Source organism: Nocardia sp. NPDC058640, from assembly GCF_042716995.1.
Classification (GTDB): domain Bacteria; phylum Actinomycetota; class Actinomycetes; order Mycobacteriales; family Mycobacteriaceae; genus Nocardia.
Map to the genome: position 1 here is coordinate 16,545 of NZ_JBHXRG010000004.1, position 19,422 is coordinate 35,966.

Here is a 19,422-nt window from a genome sequence, read left to right on the forward strand (position 1 = left end):
CGGGGCCCGCTGTAGCTCAGTGGTAGAGCGCCCGGCTCTTAACCGGGTGGACGCCGGTTCGAGCCCGGTCAGTGGCACTGGTTTCCCCTCGGTCAAGGCCGAGGGGCACCAGTTCTACCCCCGTTGAGGGGGTGTCGGCGGATGTCTCGTCGTAGCTCAGCGGTAGAGCGCCCGGCTAGGCCCGGGTGGGCGCCGGTTCGAGCCCGGTCGACGAGACGTCCGCCTTCTATTCGTCCGGGTAGGCGAAGTCTTCGATGGTCCATGGGTCGGTGGGCTGGTCTCGCCAGGCCAGGCGGCCCGGGGCGAGGGTGGCCAGTTCTGCCAGGGATGAATCGGTGTCGAGGACGTGATGGATGTGCAAGATGGTGGCGGTGTCAACGCCCAAGGGGGCGTCGGAGCCGTCGCTGATGATCCACTCGCCGTCGGGGTCGTGGACGACGACCCGGGCGGGGAGTTCGCCGGTGGCGACCGTGTTGTAGACGTAGGCGGCGAGGTCGTGGGGGAAGCACCGGCCGTAGGCGTCGGGGGGTGGGTCGCTCGGGTTGCGGTCGGGGAGGGTGGGGGTGGCGGTGCGCCACTGGTCGTTGGCCGTGCCGACGTCGTAGTACCAGAGTTTGTCGGCGTGTCCTTGCAGGAGTGTGGCTTTGACTTCCTCGATGTCGCTGCCGAGCGGCACGTTCAGCGCGACCAACCCTTCGCGGCTGCCTTCGCTTTCGACGCCCAACGGCGCGAACGCGTCGATGACCGCCTGGAGCACCTCGGAGCGCAAGCACCCCTCGACGGGGATGACCCGAATCGTGCAGTTCTGCGACGGTTCGACCACCGCGCCCGCCCAGAGCACGCCCTCGTCGTCGGCTGAAACCTCGACAATGTCACCGTCGGCGAAGCCGTACGCGTGAAAAGGGATGTTGGCCAGTCGAACTCGATCGTCGGCGATCCGCACGGCCCACATCCGCTCGGTGCCGGCCACATGCCAGCCGTTCGGATCGGCGGGGATCCGGAACACCACTCGAACGTACTCGACATCCTCATCCGCACTCGCGCTCATCCCGCAAGCTTGCCAGGTGCGGTCGTTACTCCTCGGTACGGGCAAAGTGGGTGCCGCACAGCGGTACACTCGTGTTTCACATGTCGGTTGTTCCGGGCGCGGGGACCCTTGGCGAGACCGGACTTCTTGGGGCTTGTCCTTCCTCACAAAAAATTCTAGGAAATTCCTTTAAAACACTCCCTGTTCACATTTGCGTCGGTATCGTCCGAGACGGCAAATGGCCAGTGACAACGGCGTCACAAAACATCGACTTGGAGTGACACATGCTTTACAACATCACTGATGACAGCAGCGACGGCAACATCCTGACCCTGCTGCTTGGCCTGCTCACCAGCTCGCTGAGCACCGGTTCGGTGCAGGGCTCGGGCAACTGAGCCGTCTGTAGCCATCTTTCGGCTAACGCGCGGTTAGCCGAATGGGCGTACCGAAGGGCCTGATCCATGACGAGGGGATCAGGCCCTTCGGTATTGTCAGCGACAATGTCACAGGATGCGAATACGGGACGAATGTATGCCGGGCAACCCGTAGAGGACCGGCAACGCCAGCGGCGTGCGCGTTTTCTGGAGTCAGGCCTGACGGTCTTCGCGCGCGACGGGTACGCCAACAGCTCGGTCGGAGCGATCTGTAAGGACGCGGGGCTCTCGTCTCGGCAGTTCTACGAGGAGTTCACCGGCCGCGAATCGCTGCTGCTCGAGCTGTACGAGCAGATCGACCGGTACTCGCGCGAGGCGGTGGCTACCGCGCTGGAGGAGAAATCCGAAGGCACTGTGCTCGAGCAGATCGACGCGGCCGTGCGGGCGTATGTCGAGTCCATCGGCAACGATCCGCGCAAGGCGCGCGTGGCGCTGGTGGAGGTGGTCGGGGCAGGCCCCAAGGTCGAGAAGTTCCGGCTCGAACTGCGTCGCGTGTGGGGCTCGCTGCTGGCCAGCGCCGCCGAGGACGCTGCCATGCACGGTGAAATCCCCACCGGCGACTACGAATTGCGCGTGCTGGCGATCATCGGCGCGGTGAACTACGTCGTGGACGGGTGGAGCGGCAGCGACCCTCGCCCCGAGCTCGATGAGGTGATCAAGGTGCTGAGCCGGGTGATCATGGGCGCGGTCGGGGCTTGATGGCGCGGGTCGAGATCGTCGAGATCCAGGTACCCGACGGCAGCACCCTGCCGGTGCGGCTCATTCCGGCCACCGGCGCGCATCGGCATCCGGTCACGCCCGACGCACCGCGACCGGTCGTGGTCATCGCGCCCGGACTGGCGGTGCCCGGTGAGTTCTACGAGTATTTCGGACATCGGTTGGCCGCGTGCGGTTTCGACGTCGCGATCGGCGAAATGCGCGGCCAGGGCGACAGCACTCACCGCCCTGACGCCGAAAGTACTTATGGCTACCACGAATTGGTGTCCGTGGACTTTCCCGCGATCTTGGCCGCGGTGCGTAACAGGTTCCCTGCCAGCACCCCGTACCTGCTCGGCCACAGCATGGGTGGCCAGCTGTCGGCGATGTACGCGGCACGGGTGCGCGGCAGGCTCGGTGGGTTGATCCTGATCGCTTCCGGCACACCGTATTTCCGCGGCTATCGCGGGGTGTTCGGGCCGGGCATGCTGGTGGGCACGGCCGCGGTGGCGGTGGCGTCGAACCTGGCCGGGTTCTGGCCGGGAGACCTGCTCGGCAAGCGTGCGTACGGCCGTCAGTCCAAGGTGCTGATGTCGGATTGGGCCAGGCTCGCGCGCACCGGCCGCTTCGTGCCCGTCGGCGCCGATATCGACTATGACGAGCGCATGTCGCGGTTGAAGTTCCCGGTCCTGTCGATCACCGTGGCGGGCGATGACATGGCCCCGCAGACCTCGGCCGATCACCTGCTCAGCAAGCTGCCCAACACGCAGGTCACCCGGTGGTTCCAGCCGGAGGCCCTGGGGCACAACGGCTGGATCACCAATCCGGATTCCACGGTCGACGCGGTGGAGAAGTGGTTGCGCGACCGCTGACTAGGCCGAGCGTCGCCCTTCGATCAGCATCTGGATGAAGAACTCGTAGACCAACGCGGTCAGGTGCGCCGCCTGTTTGTTGTCGGCGGCACCGCCGTGCCCACCCTCGATGTTCTCGTAGTACCAGACGGTGCGGTCCTGAGATTCTAACAGCGCGGCCATCTTTCGCGCATGACCCGGATGCACCCGGTCGTCGCGGGTGGAGGTGGCCAGCAGGATCGGCGGGTACTGCTTGCCGGTATCGGTGTTCTGATACGGCGAGTACTCGCTGAGGTAAGCCCATTCTTCCGGCTTGTCCGGGTCGCCGTACTCAGCCACCCACGAGGCACCCGCGAGCAGCAGGTGATAGCGCTGCATATCCAGCAGCGGGACCTGGCAGACGATGGCGCCGAACAGTTCCGGGTAGCGGGTGAGCATCACGCCCATCAGCAGTCCACCGTTGCTGCCGCCGATCGCGCCGAGGCGGTCGGGGGTGGTGATGCCGCGGGTGACCAGGTCGCGCGCGATGGCGGCGAAGTCCTCGAAGGCGCGGTGGCGGTGCTCTTTCAGTGCGGCAGTGTGCCATTCGGGGCCGTACTCGCCGCCGCCACGAATATTGGCCACTACATAGGTGCCGCCGCGTTCGAGCCACGCCATGCCCGTGCCGCCCAGATAGCCGGGGGTCTTGGAGATTTCGAAGCCGCCGTAGCCGTTCATGATCGTCGGTCCGGGCGTGCCGCGACGGTCGCGATGCCGAATCACGAAGTAGGGGACCGCGGTTCCGTCATCGGAGGTGGCGAAGAATTGCTCGGTCTCGATGCCGGTGGCGTCGAAGTAGCTCGGCGCCTGTCGCAGCGTCACCGCCGGTTCGCCGATCGCGCTGCTGAGCAGCGTGGTCGGGGTGGTGAAACCGGTTGTGGTGAGCATGAATTCGTCGCCGCCCTCGAGCGGGTCGATATTGGTGACCGAGGTGGACGACATCGCCGGGACGTCGGTGAGTTCGCTGGTCGCCCAGCCGTCCGGTCCGGGGGTGAGCACCCGGAAGCCGGTCTGCACATCCTGCAGGGTGGACAGGATCAGATGGTTCTCGGTCCATCCCCAACCGTCCAGTGAGGTATGCGCGTCGGGGGTGAACAGTGCCTCGAAGTCCCTTGCCCCGGAAAGGAAGTCGTTCAAGTCGGTGACGAGCAGGCTGCCGGGCGGGAAGGTGGTGTCACCGGGTGTCCACTCGGTTTTCAAGCGCACCAGCAGCCAGTCGCGGTACCAGTCGACGTCGGCGTCGGTCGGGGTTTCGATCAGGCGCCACTCCCCGTCCTGCAGCAGCGACACCTCACTGTTGAAGAAGTCGGTCGAACGGGTCAGCACGTGCCGTTCGTAACCGGGGTGGCGGTCGTACCCGACGCCGATCGAGACATCGCTGGCCTTACCCTCGAATACTGTTTCCGCAGCGGACAATTCGGTGCCGCGATGCCAGCGCTTGGCGATGCGCGGGTACCCGGAGTCGGTGAGTGATCCCGGTCCGAAGTCGGTGCCGATGTATACGGTGTCGGCGTCGATCCAGCTGATCCGCGTCTTGGCTTCGGGGACGTAGAACCCGCCGTCCTCGGGGGCGATGAATTGCCTTGTGGTCAGGTCGAATTCGCGTTCGACCTTGGCGTCGGCGCCGCCGCGGGACAAGTGGATGATGGCGCGTTCCTGCGCGGGCCGCAGCACCGCGGCGCCCGCCCACACCCAGTTCTCGCCGTCGGCCTCGGCCAACGCGTCCACATCGATCAGCACATCCCACTCGGGATCGCCGGTGGCATAGGACTCGAACGTGGTCCGTCGCCACAGCCCGCGCTGATGCTGCGCGTCGCGCCAGAAGTTGTACAGCCACGGCCCGCGCCGACCGGGGAAGGCGATCTTGGTGTCGTCGTCGAGCATCGCGAGCATGCGACGCTCCAGGTCGGCGAACCGGTCGGTGGCCGCGAAGCGTCGCGCCACCACGTCGTTGCGGGCGCGCGCCCAGTCCAGCGCGCCCTCGTCGGTTACGTCCTCGAGCCAGAGATAGGGATCGGTCACGTTCTGCTCAACGCCGCTCATCCCCACATTGTTGCCGATGTGGGGATTCGCACGTCCGGCGAGCCGGGGTGGTCACCAATAGTGGGCGACGTCCACGACCACGCGGGTCGGATTCTCGAGCGTCATGACGCGGAACGGCAGCCGGGCACGCACGCCCAGACCCATCCGGGACTGGCCTTCGAACGACACCGCCCAGGCGAGCTGGCGGAACGTTTGATAGCCGTTGACGTCGACAAGTTCGGTGCGGTTCGGCGGCCAGTAGGTCATGTTGCCGGCGCTGTCGTAGGCCGGCGCGTTGACCGTGACCTGCAGGAACGCGCCGCCACGCAGTGGAACGACCGCGCCGGAACCGTCTTCGGTGACGGTGTCGACGTAGCGCACCGTGTACCCCGCCGCCGGGCCCGCCACGTCCACGACCATGCGGTCGAAGCATTGGTGACGGCCCGCGCGCACGTTGGTGAGGGTGCCTGCGGAGTAGTTCGGATCGGATTTGTCCTGGGAACCCCACACCAGTCCGCAGTAGGACGGGGTGGCGGCCGCGGGCAGGATGGCCAGGCCGAGGAAGGTTGCCAGGGAAGCTAGGAGGATGAGGAAGCGACGCATGTCGCACCGCCTTTGATCGGGGGCCCTAGGTCGGGGTCGGAGTATTGATTTATCGGACGAATCAGACATCGCGTTAGCGTCGGTCCGGTGTCGAATGCGCTGCGAAACGTACGATCACAGGTCACGAATCAACCGGAGGTGGATGTGTTCCTGTGGGAGCAGCACTGCTGTCTGCCGTTGCGGCCGACGGCGCGGATCGAGGATCTGGCACGGTATCCGCTGGGGTCGTATCTGTCGGTGAATGTGGGGTATTCGGGGGAGGGCAAGGCCGACTCGCTGGCGCTGCTGCACCAGTTCCGGGGCCAGGCGCAGGATGATCCGCGGTTCCGGCTGGTGGACACCGTCGCCGACATCGGTGCCCCCGACGTGATCGCGCTGGCCTTCGACCTGGAGGACTCCGCGCCGCTGGAAGGCGACCTCGACAATGTCGACCTGTTCTACGGCCTGGGCGTGCGTTCCCTGTTGCCCACCTACAACCACGCCAACGCGGCAGGCTGCGGCTGCCTCGACACGGTGGACACCGGCCTGACCGGCTACGGAAAAGACCTGGTACGCAAGCTCAACGAGGTCGGCATGTTCGCCGACGGCTCGCACTGCTCACGCCGCACCGGCCTCGACATCTCCACCCACACCTCGGAGCCGATGATCTACAGCCATTCCAATTTCGCTGCCCTGCACGAACATCCACGCAACATCGACGACGAACAGGCCCGCGCGTGCGCCGCGACCGGCGGCGTGATCGGCATCAACGGCGTCGGCATCTTCCTGGGCTTCAACGAACCCGCCGCGCGCCTGCAACGCCTGGCCGCGATGGCCGACCAAATCCGTTACGGCGTGGACCTACTCGGCATCGACCACATCGGCATCGGCTCCGACTACTCCTTCGACGGCGAACAATTCAACGACGAGATCCAAGAAAACCCCGCCGCCTTCTCCGCCGCCTACACCCAGTGGGGGCCACTCCAATGGACCCCACCCGAAGACCTCCTCGGCACATCCGACCTACCGGGCCTGGGCGACCTGCTGGCCGACCGCGGTTTCACCCCCACCGAGCGCGCAGCAGTCTTCGGCGGCAACTTCGCCCGCATCGCCGCCCAGGTCTGGCGCGCCTAGCGTGATGGACGAGTGATCACCACGCTCTGGTGGCGGGAGCCTCTCGCGAGATGCCGCCACCACAGCGTGGTGATCTTGAAACCTAGGCGAGGCGGACGAGCATCTTTCCGGTGTTGGCGCCGGTGAGGACGCCGAGGAGGGCTGCGGGGGCCTGGTTGAGGCCTTCGTAGACGGTTTCGGTGGTGTGTAGGGTGCCGTCGGCTAGCCAGGTCGCGGCCTTGGCGATGTATTCGGCGAAGATCGGGAAGTAGCTGGTCACCAGCATGCCGCGCAGGGTGATCTCCTTGGTCGCCGCGAGGTAGAGGTCGGGGGTCTGCTGGGTGGTGGTGCCGTTGTAGCCGCTGATCGCGCCGACCAGGGCGACGCGGCCGTGCTGCTCGAGCGCCTCGATGGCAACCTTCAGGTGTTCGCCGCCGACACTGTCGAGGTAGACGTCGATGCCCTCGGGTGCGGCCGTCGCCAGCTGCCCGGCCAGATCGCCCGCGCGGTAGTCGATGGCGGCGTCGAAGCCGAAGTCCGCGAGCAGCTTTCGGGTCTTCACCGCACCGCCTGCCGAACCGATCACCCGCTTCGCGCCCAGTGCCTTGGCGATCTGCCCGGCTACGCTGCCTACCGCGCCCGCGGCCGCCGAGATGAACACGGTGTCGCCGGGCTTCACCGGGGCGACCTCGGTGAGTGCGGCGTAGGCGGTGAGGCCGGTGGTTCCGAGCACGCTCAGGAAATGCTGTGGCGCAGCGAGATCCGTATCGATGACCGTGGCGGTGGCGGCGTCGACGATGGCATGTTCACGCCAGCCGGCGAAGTGCGAGACCGTCGCGCCGACCGCGATATCCGCCGAACGGGAGGCGATCACCTCGCCGATGGCCGAACCATCAAGGGCCGCACCGAGTTCGAACGGTGGGATGTAGGACACCTTGTCGTCCATGCGGCCGCGCATGTACGGGTCGACCGACATCCAGGTGTTGCGGACCAGGATCTGCCCCTGCGCGAGCTCGGCCAGTTCCCGCTCGACCAGCGCGAAATCGCCTGCCACCGGTGCTCCGTTCGGCCGGGCGGCGAGATGGATCTCGCGGGTGAAGGTGGGCAGCGCGCGGGTGGTCGTGTTCGACATTATCGGGCCTTCTTTCCAGGTCAGCCGGTGTTTCTCGCCGGTGATGACAACGTTATGGGGCGCGATCGGCTCGATCGAGGTCCTTGGACGCCACCACTCGGTCCATTCGCGCCACGTATCGCAACGGCGAACCAACTCGTCGCAGGGGCCGACAGATCGATCGGGTGGACTCAGCTAGCTGGGAATGAGGGCGGATCAGCGAGCTGGCATCGCGTTATCGGCCTCGGTGAAGCAGAAGTAGCCGCGGTCCGCGCGCATCACCCGGTAGTCCAGCGGTGGAAGGCTTTGCGGAGGGCGCGGTCATCGGTGAAGCCGAGGCGGTGGGCAATCGCGGTTCGGGTGAGCCCTTGGGCCAGTAGGAGTTTCGCGCGTTCGTAGCGGAGCATGTCGAGTTCGTCGCGCCAGGTGGTGCCGTGTTCGGCGAGGTGGCGTTGCAGGGTGCGTTGGCTCATCGCAAGGGATTTCGCGACGCGGGGCAGGGTGGGGTCGGCGGCGTCGAGGGCTGCTTCGAGGGCGATGCGGAAGGTGTCGAGGGGGTCGGCGATGGTGCGAGCGGAGGCCAGGACCAGGTCGGCGTGGCTGCGCATCAGGTCTGCGAGCATCGGGTCGCTGCGGTGCAATGGGGCATTGGCGTCGTCGGCGTGGAAGGTGATCGAGTCCGACTCCGCGTCGAATTCGATGCTGGCGGTGTCGAATACGGCCAGCAATGCCGACCGATCAGGCGGCGCGCTGTGGCCGAAGCTCACCCGCGTGGGGACCAGTGAGCGTCCGGTGGCCTCGCGGGCGCGCCGCAGGTAGTAGGCCAGCACGTACTCGTTGACCACCGCCGCCACCGCGGGATCACCGGCGGAGGTGCGGTAGCCGATGGTGAGATCACCGTCGCCGGACAGATCGAAACTCTCCGCGGCGCCGGTGACGAGGCGGTGATACGGCTGGGCGCGGTGCAGCGAATCGGTCAGTGTCGCACCGCTTGTCACCAGGTAGTCCCAGGTGTTCAGCGTGCCGATCGGTGCGGCGGCGGCCACCGCGACCCCCGCCCCCGGACGCGTATGGGCGATCAACTCCCACAGGCGCACCAGCGAACTCATCGGAATCCGGTTCAGCTCACCGCGCAACACCACGTCGTCGGTGCCGGGGACGCGAGTCAACTGCGCTTCGGCCACCCCCGCTGCACGTGCGGCCTGAACGAGCAACCGAACCAAGTGGGTCGACACCGTGCCGTCGAGTCGACTGCCGATTCCTGAACCCGCGGCGGAGTCGTCGACGTAGGGCACACTGTCGGGCAACTCTGGGCTGTTCACTGCCGGTCCTCACAGCTCCGACGTGCACACCGTCGGGCAACGCTCGGCTGTTCACTGCCGGTCCTCACAGCTCCGACGTGCACACCGTCGGGCAACCCTCGCCCGCTCACTGCCCTCACAACTCCGACAGTAATCCCAGATCTGGCGCAACGGCCGTTCTGGACAGTCGATCACCAGGCTTCACGCAAACATCGCCCGAGTAGAAAAATCCCTCATAGCCTGGTGATCGACTGACCAGCAGTAGTGGCTCCGTGTTCGCGCGCATCTCACCGATGTGGGGGACGGGTGGGTGAACTTCGCGAAACAGAGTTAGGCTCGTTCACGTGACTTCCCACTACGATGTCGTCGTTCTCGGCGCTGGTCCCGGCGGATATGTCGCCGCGATCCGTGCCGCTCAACTCGGCCTGCGAACAGCGATTGTCGAGCAGAAATACTGGGGTGGCGTGTGCCTGAACGTGGGCTGCATCCCGTCCAAGGCACTGCTGCGCAACGCCGAGCTGGCCCATATCTTCACCAAGGAGGCCAAGACCTTCGGCATCTCCGGTGACGTCAGCTTCGATTTCGGTGCCGCCTTCGACCGCAGCCGCAAGGTGGCGGACGGTCGGGTCAAGGGCGTGCACTTCCTGATGAAGAAGAACAAGATCGACGAGTACGACGGTCTCGGTGTGTTCACCGGCCCGAACTCGATCGATGTCGACCTGACCAAGGGCGGCGTCGAGACGCTCACGTTCGACAACGTCATCATCGCCACCGGCACCACCACCCGCCTGCTGCCCGGCACCTCGCTGTCGGAGAACGTGGTCACCTACGAGGAGCAGATCCTCACCCGTGACCTGCCCGGTTCGATCCTGATCGTCGGCGCGGGCGCCATCGGCATGGAGTTCGCCTACGTTCTCAAGAACTACGGCGTCGACGTGCGGATCGTGGAGTACTTGGATCGCGCGCTGCCCAACGAGGACGCGGACGTGTCCAAGGAGATCACCAAGCAGTACAAGAAGCTGGGCATCACCATCACCACCGGTGCGGCCGTGCAGTCGATCGACGACAACGGTTCCAAGGTCACCGTGCAGATCAAGGACAACAAGTCCGGCGCGATCGAGACCGTCACCGTCGACAAGGTGCTGCAGGCTGTGGGCTTCGCCCCGCGCGTGGAGGGCTACGGCCTCGAGACCACCGGCGTGGAGCTCACCAACCGTGGCGCCATCGAGATCGACGACTACATGCGCACCAATGTGCCGCACATCTACGCGATCGGTGACGTCACCGCCAAGCTGCAGCTCGCCCACGTGGCCGAGGCACAGGGCGTGGTCGCGGCCGAGACCATCGGCGGCGCCGAGACGATGACGCTGGGTGACTACCGGATGATGCCGCGCGCCACCTTCTGCCAGCCGCAGGTCGCCAGCTTCGGTCTCACCGAGGAACAGGCCCGCGACGAAGGCTACGACGTGAAGGTCTCGACCTTCCCGTTCCAGGCCAACGGCAAGGCGCACGGCCTCGGCGACCCGACCGGCTTCGTGAAGCTGATCGCCGACGCCGCCCACGGCGAACTCATCGGCGGCCACCTGATCGGCCCCGACGTGTCGGAGCTGCTGCCCGAACTGACCCTGGCCCAGAAGTGGGACCTCACGGTCAACGAGGTGGCCCGCAATGTGCACACGCACCCGACGCTGAGCGAAGCGGTGCAGGAAGCTGTGCACGGCCTCGCGGGACACATGATCAACTTCTGAGGTGTTCGATGGCGGCCGGGTGCGCGGATATCGCGTGCCCGGCCCTTTCGTAGCCTCCCGTGATCACGCGAGAACATGGGTAACTCCCCAGCCGACTCCGAACCGTTTCGCACCTGACGCGAGACCGAGAACAAACAGTCGAATTGCCGGACGGCACGCAAAATACGCGGGGAGGCGGGAAGGCGCGTTGATTTGGTGAATCCCGTTCCGTGGCCGATGATCAACTGCACCTCCAGGTAGTTGTTCCACGCTCGTGTTCGACATGTTTGTGTTCCATGAGATGGTCCCCTCACCCGGGTCTCGCCGAGGTGGCGGGCACGGTTGAGAGGGTACGAATCGAATGAGCATTGTCGGTTGGACAGCACGAATCGCGGCGGTTATCGCGGTCGCTGTGGCCGGACTCGGCACGGTGACACCAGCCGTGGCTGAACCCCTTTTCCCAGGTGGGCCGGATGTTCCCGGCGTCCCCTCGATCATCCCCACCGCCTCCCCGTGCCCGGTGGTCGAAGCCAGGGTGTGTATGCGACTGTCGACGAACGAGGCGTGGCTGGTCGACAACGGTCGGGTGATCTTCGGACCCACCCCGATCTCGCACGGCATGCCCGGCTTCGAAACCCCGCCCGCGGTGACCCGCGTGTCGTTCAAGCGGGAATTCCACTGGAGCACGATGCACAACGCGCCGATGCGCTGGGCGACATTCTTCAACGGCGACATGGCATTTCACGTCGGCCCGATCCAAGCGCAATCACACGGCTGTGTGCGCATGACCGAAGACGGTGCGCACCGCTTCTTCGACTATCTGAATCCGGGCGATATCGCCCAGGTGATCGTGTAGAAACGTCCTGACTCACCGGGGATGACCCGGTGAGTTACCGTTTGCCGGTGCGCAAGTGGCTGGTCGGCGGGGTTGTCGGGATCGTTGTGGTGCTGGCGGTCGTGGCTGGTCTGTATGTGTTGATGAATTCACGGACCTATCAGCTGCAGGGGCGGCTGGTCGACCGGGTCGCCACCGAGGAGAAGGTCGTCGCGTTGACCTTCGACGACGGGCCGACCGAGCGCACGCCCGAGGTGTTGCGGATGCTCGACGAACTGAAGGTGCCCGCCACCTTCTACCTGATCGGCGAATCCCTGGCGGCGCATCCCGAATACGGTGCGGCCATCGCCGCGGCCGGGCACGAGATCGGCAATCACTCGTATACGCACCGTCGCATGGTGCTGATTTCCGGTGACACCGTGCGTGAGGAGATCGAGCGCACCGACACCGAGATCCGCCGCACCGGCTTCGCGGGACCGATCACTTTCCGCCCGCCGTACGGCAAGAAACTGTGGGCGCTGCCGCATTACCTGGCCGAGCACGACCGCACGACGGTGACCTGGGATGTGGAGCCCGATTCCGCGGGCGGGGCCTCCCGCGAGACCATCGTCGGCGACGCTCTCGCGCAGACCAGGCCGGGCTCGATCATCCTGCTGCACGTGATGCAGGGAACCGAGTCCGCCGCGGCGGTCCCGGACATCGTCAACGGACTGCGTGCACAGGGCTACCGATTCGTCACCGTCTCGGACCTTCTCGCCCGCTGACCTCGCCTATCGAAAAACGGCTAGGCTCGGCAGCGTGGCTGATCAAACACCCCGTCGACGTGCACACTCCTGGTTGAGTGGGCTTTTGTTCGTGATGGGCACTCTGCACTTCGTGGCACCCAAGCCGTTCGACAAGATCGTGCCCCCGCAGCTGCCCGGCAACCCGCGGACCTACACGTATGCGTCCGGGGTTGCCGAGCTCGGCGTTGCCACCGCGCTTGCGGTGCCGCGCACCCGTCGGCTCGGCGGCTGGCTGGCCGCGGCGTTGTTCATCGGTGTGTTCCCCGCCAACATTCAGATGACCGTCGATGTGGTCGGTAATCCGAAGGCGCCCAAGGCTTTCAAGGCCGGGGTGTTGGCGCGGTTGCCGTTGCAGATTCCGATGATCGTGGCGGCGTTGCGGGTCGCGCGCCGCTGATCAGACCCACTGGACGAGCTGGATGATGATCCCGTTGGGGTCGGTCATCTGGAAGTAGCGTTCGCCCCACTCCTCGGTTTCGATCGGCGTTTCGATCGGGACGCCCTCGGTGCGCAGCCGGTCGTATTCGCGGTCGATGTCGTCGACGACGAACACCACCAGCAGCCCGTCACCCGCGCTGCCGGCGATGCGGGCGGGCTTGAACGAACGCAGGCCCGTGCGTAGGTAGATCACGTCCATGCCCGCGTCTTCCCGCGACAGCGCGACGAACCCGTCGGCGGCCATCTTCTCGGTGAAGCCGAGGTGGTCGATGAGGAACTGGGCCGAGGCCTGCGGGTCGGCGACATTGAGCGAGACGGCGGAAGCGGTGATCTGCATAAGTTCTCCTCGGGACCATGAACTCCGTACTTTGTACGCTTTTCACTCTGGGAGATCGCGGGCCGCCCCGCCATATGACCTGGGTCACACTATTTGAAGGTGTCCCGTTCGACGCGCAAGGTCGTGATGGTCGAGGCCAGGCCCTCGTACTGGTTGATCAGCAGCACGATCTCGATCAGGACCCGCTCGTCGAAGTGCGCGGCCAGCTCGGCCCACGCCGCGTCGTCCACGTTTCGGGTAGTCACCAGCTGATCCACGGCCGCCAACAGCGCCCGCTGCCGAGGTGTCCAGCCTTCGGCGTCCGGACCTGCGGCAACCCGCTCGATCTCGACGGCACTCAGGCCCGCCTTGCGCCCCAGTCGCCTGTGGTGGTCGGTCTCGTAACCGCACTCGCGCAGGTGCGCCACCCGCAGGATCACCAATTCGGCCTCCGCACGCGGCAGGCGACCGCCGGGCATGAGCTTGCCGGAGAAATGCAGCCAGCCGCGGAACAGTCCGCCGGTGCGTCCGAGGGTGCTGAAAAGGTGCGCGTCGTCGGTGCCCGACGCGCGGGAAAGTACTTGCCACACAACCCAGTTGATCGGGCCTAGTTCACCGAGTCGTCCCGGAGAAACGCGTGGTAGGGGCACTGAATCCATCGTTGGTCCACCTGTCGTATGCAGCATCGTCGGCCGAATCGGAGCGTACTCGCCGGTTCCGGCCACGGGGGTCGGTCCTGTGTTCGTGCCGGTTTTCTTTGGTTTCCAGTGGTTTTCGGAACAGTTGCGCGTCATGATCGGTGGGTACCGCAGCGCGCAGCGGCGGTGAGATCGCAGCACTGGTAGGGGAACATCGCACATGCTGGTTCGGATCAGGCCTGGGGCGCAGCTCACGGGGGCCGAGCGCGAGCTCGTGGAATGCCTGCGCGACTATCCGAGTACGGGGCTGGCGCTGGTCGATTGCCAGGTCGGTGATCGGCGGCTGGGCGCGGTGATCGTGACCCCGCGCGGGATCACCGTACTCGAGGTCAGGGGCTTCCGGCGACGGCAGAGCGGGCTGCTCACCGTCGCGACCGACGGCAGCTGGAAGATCAGCGACAGTCCGCTGGATTTAGAAGACGAATCCACGAACGCGCTCACCGACCAGGTCGAGCACGGGGTACACGCGGTGCGCGTGGCGTTGGAACAGGCGCTGCAAGAGGGCAAGCACGTGTGCGGTGCGGTGATACTCGTGCCGTACCGGGGCGTGGTCGTGCGGCCCGCGCGCACGACACTGCGACCCGGGCTGGACGTGCTGGTCGCCAATACCGTTGACGCGCACGAGCTTCGGGTCTATCTCGAGGGGTTCTCGGCGGCACCGCGCGAGTGGACTGTGGATCGGGTGATCAACACGTGCACCGCGCTCGGGGTGGGGGAGGTGCCGTCGCGCGCGGAGTTGGCCGAGGAGGGTTTCGCGGCCAATCGCCCCGCGCCCACGCCGGTGGCGCCGCAGGTGCGGCCGGTGCGCAAGGTCAGCGCGCCCCCGCCGCCGGTGGATCCCTCGCGGCGCGGAAAGCTGGTCGGCGTAGCGGTTTTCGTGGCGGCGTTGATCGGGGTGTTCGTGGTTTTCCTGGTGGTGGGCATGGCGCTGCTGCAGGAATCGCCCAAGACGCGGCCGATGTCGGATACCTCGCAGACGACCTCGACCACTCGTGCGCCCGTGCTCGGTCCGTCGACGACCAGCGCGCCTGTCACGCCGCGCAAGACCGCGTGCTGGCCGTTCCAGACCGACTGCTGATCAATCCCGCACGGCGCGACCGAGTTTGGTGAACGCGATCGCCTGCTCGGCACGCACCCGGACGTGGGCGCGGGAGGAATCCAGGTGGGCGGTGAGGGTGCGCAGGGCCTGTTCGGTGTCACCGGACAGGACCTGTTCGGCGATGGTGATGTGCTCGGCGGTCATCGCGGCCACTCGTTCGGCGGTGGGCATGTCCATGGTGCGGACCGGGCGAACGCGCAGGTACATCGCGGTGAGTGCTTCGGCGAGTGCGGAATTGCCTGCGGCCCTGAGGAGTTCGGTGTGGAATTGCTCGTCGGCAGCGACCAGGTCGGGGCCGGGTTCGGGTGGGGCGTCGCGGTATCGGAGCCAGCGTGCCAGTTCGGCGCGCACGGTGGGCAGGTCGTGTCCGGGCGTCGGTGCGTGGACTGAACTTGCTGTGCGCTGAAAACCACGGGATTCCAGCACGATTCGTAGCTCGTAGAGTTCGTCGAGCTCGTTCAGGCGTGGGCGGTAGAGGTATAAACCGTCGGAATGCCGTTGCACCAGGCCATCGGCTTGCAGGCGGGCCAGCGCCTCGCGCACCGGAGTGCGCGAGACGCCGTAGCGGCGGGCCAACCGTTCGGCGCGCAGCCGTTCGGTCGGAGCCAGTTCGCCCGTGGCGAGGTCACGCCGGAGCTCGTCGTAGACGCGGGAGGCAAGCGGTACCCGCTTCGCCGGACCGGCCCTGTCTGCCATGTGACCGGCTGCGTTCAGATGGCCATCGCCGCGCGGACCGCGGATTCCGCGCCGGCCCCGCCCGTCCCGGTCGAGCCCAGATGCCCCGAATGCAGCACGTAGTACTGCTGCGCGGCCTGCAGGGCGAAGCCGATGTGTTGCTCCACCAGCAGCACGCTCAAACCGCCGCGCTGCGTCAATTCGATGATGGTGCGCTCGATTTCGGCCACAACCGACGGCTGGATGCCCTCGGTGGGTTCGTCGAGAATGAGCAGTTTCGGCTCGGTGATCAGGGCGCGCGCAATGGCCAGCTGTTGACGCTGGCCGCCCGAGAGCAGACCGGCCTTGCGGGTGAGCAGGTCCTTCAAGGCGGGGAACAGGTCCAGGGATTCGTCGATCAGCGCCTTGCCGCGTTTGCGACCGTCCGCGACCACCTGCAGGTTTTCGGCGGTGGTCAGCTGGCCGAAGCTCTGCTGACCCTGCGGCACGTAGCCGATGCCGCGCTTGACCCGTTGCGACGGTGAGAGTTTGGTGATCTTCTCGCCGTTGAACGTGATGGTGCCCGACTTGGTGGGCAGCAGGCCCACCGCGGTGCGCAGCAGGGTGGTCTTGCCCGCGCCGTTGTGGCCCATGATGGCGACCACGGAGTCGTCGGGCACGGTCATGCTGATGCCGTGGATGACCTCGGTGCGCCCGTATCCGGCGTGGATGTCGTGTAGCTCGAGCATCGGACTACTCCTTTTCTAGCGCAACGAGATTCGCGGTACCGAGGTAGACCTCTTGCACCTTCGGATCGGCCTGCACCTGTTCGACGCTGCCCTCGCTGAGCACCTTGCCGCCCGCGAGGACGGTGACCGAGGTGGCGAACGAGCGCATGAAGTCCATGTCGTGCTCCACCACGATCACCACGCGGTCACTGCCGATGCGCCGCAACAGGTTTCCGGTCTCTTCGCGCTCCTCAGCGCTCATGCCTGCGACAGGTTCGTCGAGCAGCAGCACCGAGGCGTTCTGGACCAGCAGCATCCCGATTTCCAGCCACTGCTTCTGCCCGTGCGCGAGGACGCCGGCGGGCTTGTCGCGTAGTGCGGTGAGACCTGTTGTCTCCAAAGCCTCTTCGATGCTCGGCAGCACCGACTTGCGCGTGCGCAGCAAGGAGAGTGCCGAACGACCGGCTCCCGCAGCGATATCCAGGTTCTGCAACACCGTCAGCTGTTCGAACACGCTGGCCGTCTGGAAGGTGCGCCCGATGCCCAGCCGCGCGATCTGGTGCACCTTCTTGCCCAGCAGTTCCACACCCTGCTTCTGCGCCGAACCGGTGGCCGGAACCAGACCGGTGATGGCGTCGATCAGCGTGGTCTTGCCCGCGCCGTTCGGGCCGATCAGGAACCGCAGGTCACCCTGCAGCACCGTGAGGTCGACATCGGTGACCGCCTTGAAGCCGTCGAAACTGACTGTCAGGCCACGGATTTCGAGGTAGTCGCTGTCCATGCCCGCGTTGCCGCCGGCTTTGGGTTCGTGTGTCATCGCGCTTCCACCTTCTCCAGGGTGACGTCGGCGGCGGGTTCCTCCGGAGCGGGTACCTTCTTGCGGCTGTCGAGCCAGCCCTTGACCATCGGCCACAGACCGGCCAGCCCGGCGGGGATGAAACCGACGACCACGATGAACAAGATGCCCTGCATGTAGGTCCAGCCAGACGGGAACTGTTCCGACAGCGACGTCTGCGCCCAGGCCACGCCGATCGCGCCCAGTATCGGGCCGAGCAGGGTGGTGCGGCCGCCGATGGCCACGCCGATCAGGAAGGCGATCGACGGGATGACGCCGATGTCGGCGGGGGAGATGATCCCCACGATCGGGGTGAACAGCGCGCCCGCGATACCGGCCAGGAACGCCGCCACCACATACGCGACGATCTTGATATTGGCCGGGTCGTAGCCGAGGAAACGCACGCGTTCCTCGGCGTCACGCACCGCGACCAGCAGTTCGCCGTAGCGGCTGCGGTTGAGCTGACGGATCAGCGCCACCACCACGAGCAGTGCGCCCGCGGTGATGAAGAACAGCATCTGGCGGTTGGCCGGGTCCGACAGCTTGAAGCCGAAGAACGCGCGGAAGTCCGACAGGCCGGTGAAGCCGCCGATGGCCTGCTGACCGGTGAGCAGGATCGCCAGCGCCGCGGCCAACGCCTGGCTCAGGATCGCGAAGTAGGCGCCGCGCACCCGACGCTTGAACACGCCGTAGCCGAGCACGGCGGCGACCAGTGCGGGCAGTACCAGGATGCCCAGGATCGCGACCGGCGCGGAACTGAACGGCTGCCAGAAGGTCGGAAGTTCGCTGATGCCGGAGATTTCCATGAACTCGGGGACGTCGTTGCCCAGGCGTGCGGCGTCGGCGAGTTGCATGTGCATGGCCATGATGTAGGCGCCGATGCCGAAGAACACGCCCTGGCCCAGGGTGAGCATTCCGCCACGGCCCCACGCCAATCCGATGCCGGCGGCCACGATGGCGAAGCACAGGAACTTGGCGAGCAGGTTCAAGCGGAAGTCGCTCAAAACCGCTGGGGCCACAGCGAACAGCAGAATCGCGGCGACCGCGAAACCGGCCAGCGGGGTGGCGCGCGGGTAGGCGCGGAGACGTTCGGTGAGCGCGGTCATGCAAGGCTCCTCGTCCGCACGGTGAACAGGCCCTGCGGGCGGACCTGCAGGAAGATGACGATCAACACGAACACGATCACCTTCGCGATGGACGCGGTGGTGGAGTATTCGATGAACGAGTTGAGCAGGCCCAGCGCGAACGCCGCGATCACCGTGCCCTTGATCTGGCCCAGGCCGCCGATCACGACGACCAGGAACGCGTCGATCAGATAGCTCTGGCCGATGGTGGGGCTGGTCGAGCCGATCAGCGTCAGCGCCACACCGGCGACGCCCGCCAGGCCGGAGCCGATGAAGAACGTGCTGATATCGGTGAAACGGCTTGAAATGCCACTGGTTTCGGCCAAGCCGCGGTTCTGGACGACGGCGCGAATGCGTCGGCCCATCGGCGTGGTCTTGAGCACGGCGGCCAGGGTGGTCACCGCGACGATCGCCAGCACGAGAATGAAGATGCGGGTCTTGGGCACCACCGCACCCGCGATAGTGATTCCGCCACTGAGCCATTCGGGTACCAGCACGTTCTTGGCCGGTGCGCCGAAGATGTCACGCGCGGCCTGCTGCAGCACCAGGCCGACACCGAAGGTGACCAGCAGGGTGTCCAGCGGGCGGTCGTACATGTAGCGGATGAGCCCCATTTCCAGGGCAGCGCCGAGCAGGCCACCGATGAGGAAGCCCATCAGCAGCGACACGACCAGCGACACTCCGGCCGACGAGAAGACCTGCTGCACAACATAAGTGGTATAGCAACCGGCCATGATGAACTCGCCGTGCGCCATATTGATCACGCCCATCTGACCGAAGGTCAAAGACAGGCCGAGCGCGGCGAGCAGAAGAATGGATCCCAGACTCAGCCCGGTGAAGAGCTGACTGATCAGCACGTCCATTGCAGTGGACTCCTTGGAAATGGGGAGAGGTGTGGGGGGGGGCAAAGCGCCCCCCCCCACCAGGTAATGGGCGATAAGTTTAGGGCGATGACCCAACCGAAGGAAAGGCGGAACCGGGAGGGGGGGAGGGCAAGACCGGACACC

20 protein-coding genes and 2 tRNA genes are annotated in these 19,422 nt (G+C 66.0%); 10 read left to right on the plus strand and 12 right to left on the minus strand.

Features of this window, described 5'->3' with window-relative positions:
* Positions 1–4 precede the first annotated feature (4 nt).
* Positions 5–77, plus strand: a tRNA-Lys gene (locus tag ACFWU5_RS08015).
* A gap of 68 nt (positions 78–145) precedes the next feature.
* Positions 146–216: transfer RNA gene (locus ACFWU5_RS08020), tRNA-OTHER, on the plus strand.
* Positions 217–226: 10 nt separating this feature from the next.
* On the opposite strand, the gene ACFWU5_RS08025 is transcribed toward ACFWU5_RS08020, so the two are convergent.
* Entirely contained in the window at positions 227–1,048 is an 822-nt protein-coding gene (locus ACFWU5_RS08025) for a DUF4265 domain-containing protein (RefSeq protein WP_379243630.1), read from the minus strand.
* Positions 1,049–1,527: 479 nt separating this feature from the next.
* Between ACFWU5_RS08025 and ACFWU5_RS08030 the strand changes: the two genes are divergently transcribed.
* Positions 1,528–2,160, plus strand: coding sequence for a TetR/AcrR family transcriptional regulator (locus tag ACFWU5_RS08030; protein WP_379266555.1), 633 nt, complete (start codon positions 1,528–1,530; stop codon positions 2,158–2,160).
* Entirely contained in the window at positions 2,160–3,029 is an 870-nt protein-coding gene (locus tag ACFWU5_RS08035; protein ID WP_379266556.1) for an alpha/beta fold hydrolase, read from the plus strand. Before ACFWU5_RS08030 ends, ACFWU5_RS08035 begins: the two co-directional genes overlap by 1 nt.
* Here ACFWU5_RS08035 and ACFWU5_RS08040 read toward each other — a convergent pair whose 3' ends face one another.
* Together ACFWU5_RS08040 and ACFWU5_RS08045 are read right to left on the minus strand one after the other, a co-directional pair.
* Entirely contained in the window at positions 3,030–5,090 is a 2,061-nt protein-coding gene (locus tag ACFWU5_RS08040; protein ID WP_379266557.1) for a prolyl oligopeptidase family protein, read from the minus strand.
* A gap of 51 nt (positions 5,091–5,141) precedes the next feature.
* On the minus strand, positions 5,142–5,672 hold the full coding sequence (locus ACFWU5_RS08045) for a hypothetical protein (protein ID WP_379243619.1): 531 nt from the start codon (positions 5,670–5,672) through the stop codon (positions 5,142–5,144).
* Positions 5,673–5,810: 138 nt separating this feature from the next.
* Between ACFWU5_RS08045 and ACFWU5_RS08050 the strand changes: the two genes are divergently transcribed.
* Positions 5,811–6,785 (plus strand): dipeptidase, encoded by a 975-nt coding sequence (locus ACFWU5_RS08050; protein ID WP_379266559.1) that lies wholly within the window; start codon positions 5,811–5,813, stop codon positions 6,783–6,785.
* 82 nt (positions 6,786–6,867) lie between these two features.
* Here the strand turns inward: ACFWU5_RS08050 and ACFWU5_RS08055 are convergent, their stop codons facing one another.
* Both ACFWU5_RS08055 and ACFWU5_RS08060 read right to left on the minus strand, forming a co-directional pair.
* Positions 6,868–7,896, minus strand: coding sequence for an NADP-dependent oxidoreductase (locus ACFWU5_RS08055; protein WP_379266560.1), 1,029 nt, complete (start codon positions 7,894–7,896; stop codon positions 6,868–6,870).
* 257 nt (positions 7,897–8,153) lie between these two features.
* Positions 8,154–9,197, minus strand: a complete 1,044-nt coding sequence (locus tag ACFWU5_RS08060) for an AraC family transcriptional regulator ligand-binding domain-containing protein (RefSeq protein WP_379266561.1) — start codon at positions 9,195–9,197, stop codon at positions 8,154–8,156.
* A 323-nt stretch (positions 9,198–9,520) separates the two neighbouring features.
* Here ACFWU5_RS08060 and lpdA point away from each other — a divergent pair, with 323 nt between their 5' ends.
* From lpdA to ACFWU5_RS08080, 4 genes are all read left to right on the plus strand, one after another.
* Positions 9,521–10,924: a dihydrolipoyl dehydrogenase gene (gene lpdA / locus ACFWU5_RS08065; RefSeq protein ID WP_379266562.1), complete on the plus strand. Its 1,404-nt coding sequence runs from the start codon at positions 9,521–9,523 to the stop codon at positions 10,922–10,924.
* 340 nt (positions 10,925–11,264) lie between these two features.
* On the plus strand, positions 11,265–11,759 hold the full coding sequence (locus ACFWU5_RS08070) for a L,D-transpeptidase (RefSeq protein ID WP_379266563.1): 495 nt from the start codon (positions 11,265–11,267) through the stop codon (positions 11,757–11,759).
* 122 nt (positions 11,760–11,881) lie between these two features.
* A complete protein-coding gene (locus ACFWU5_RS08075) occupies positions 11,882–12,502 on the plus strand; it encodes a polysaccharide deacetylase family protein (protein ID WP_379266699.1) in 621 nt (206 codons plus the stop codon).
* Between the two features lie 94 nt (positions 12,503–12,596).
* Positions 12,597–12,920 (plus strand): hypothetical protein, encoded by a 324-nt coding sequence (locus ACFWU5_RS08080; protein ID WP_379266700.1) that lies wholly within the window; start codon positions 12,597–12,599, stop codon positions 12,918–12,920.
* On the opposite strand, the gene ACFWU5_RS08085 is transcribed toward ACFWU5_RS08080, so the two are convergent.
* Positions 12,921–13,298: a VOC family protein gene (locus ACFWU5_RS08085; protein ID WP_379243607.1), complete on the minus strand. Its 378-nt coding sequence runs from the start codon at positions 13,296–13,298 to the stop codon at positions 12,921–12,923.
* An 89-nt stretch (positions 13,299–13,387) separates the two neighbouring features.
* The gene (locus tag ACFWU5_RS08090) at positions 13,388–13,936 is read right to left on the minus strand and encodes a carboxymuconolactone decarboxylase family protein (protein WP_379266564.1); all 549 of its coding nucleotides are present in this window, start codon (positions 13,934–13,936) and stop codon (positions 13,388–13,390) included.
* A 199-nt stretch (positions 13,937–14,135) separates the two neighbouring features.
* Here ACFWU5_RS08090 and ACFWU5_RS08095 point away from each other — a divergent pair, with 199 nt between their 5' ends.
* Positions 14,136–15,053: an NERD domain-containing protein gene (locus ACFWU5_RS08095; protein ID WP_379266565.1), complete on the plus strand. Its 918-nt coding sequence runs from the start codon at positions 14,136–14,138 to the stop codon at positions 15,051–15,053.
* Here ACFWU5_RS08095 and ACFWU5_RS08100 read toward each other — a convergent pair whose 3' ends face one another.
* Genes ACFWU5_RS08100 through urtB form a run of 5 tightly spaced genes read right to left on the minus strand, consistent with a single transcriptional unit; the run spans position 15,054 to position 19,278 of the window.
* Complete coding sequence (locus ACFWU5_RS08100) at positions 15,054–15,770, minus strand: GntR family transcriptional regulator (RefSeq protein WP_379266566.1); 717 nt, start codon at positions 15,768–15,770, stop codon at positions 15,054–15,056.
* Positions 15,771–15,784: 14 nt separating this feature from the next.
* Entirely contained in the window at positions 15,785–16,477 is a 693-nt protein-coding gene (gene urtE / locus ACFWU5_RS08105) for an urea ABC transporter ATP-binding subunit UrtE (protein WP_379243599.1), read from the minus strand.
* Positions 16,478–16,481: 4 nt separating this feature from the next.
* Entirely contained in the window at positions 16,482–17,273 is a 792-nt protein-coding gene (urtD, locus tag ACFWU5_RS08110) for an urea ABC transporter ATP-binding protein UrtD (RefSeq protein WP_379266567.1), read from the minus strand.
* Positions 17,270–18,397 carry an urea ABC transporter permease subunit UrtC gene (gene urtC, locus ACFWU5_RS08115; protein ID WP_379266568.1) on the minus strand — a complete coding sequence of 376 codons (1,128 nt, stop codon included), beginning with the start codon at positions 18,395–18,397 and terminating at the stop codon, positions 17,270–17,272. Before urtC ends, urtD begins: the two co-directional genes overlap by 4 nt.
* Positions 18,394–19,278 (minus strand): urea ABC transporter permease subunit UrtB, encoded by an 885-nt coding sequence (gene urtB / locus ACFWU5_RS08120; RefSeq protein ID WP_266293973.1) that lies wholly within the window; start codon positions 19,276–19,278, stop codon positions 18,394–18,396. The genes urtC and urtB overlap by 4 nt, the downstream gene beginning before the upstream one ends.
* Positions 19,279–19,422 lie beyond the last annotated feature (144 nt).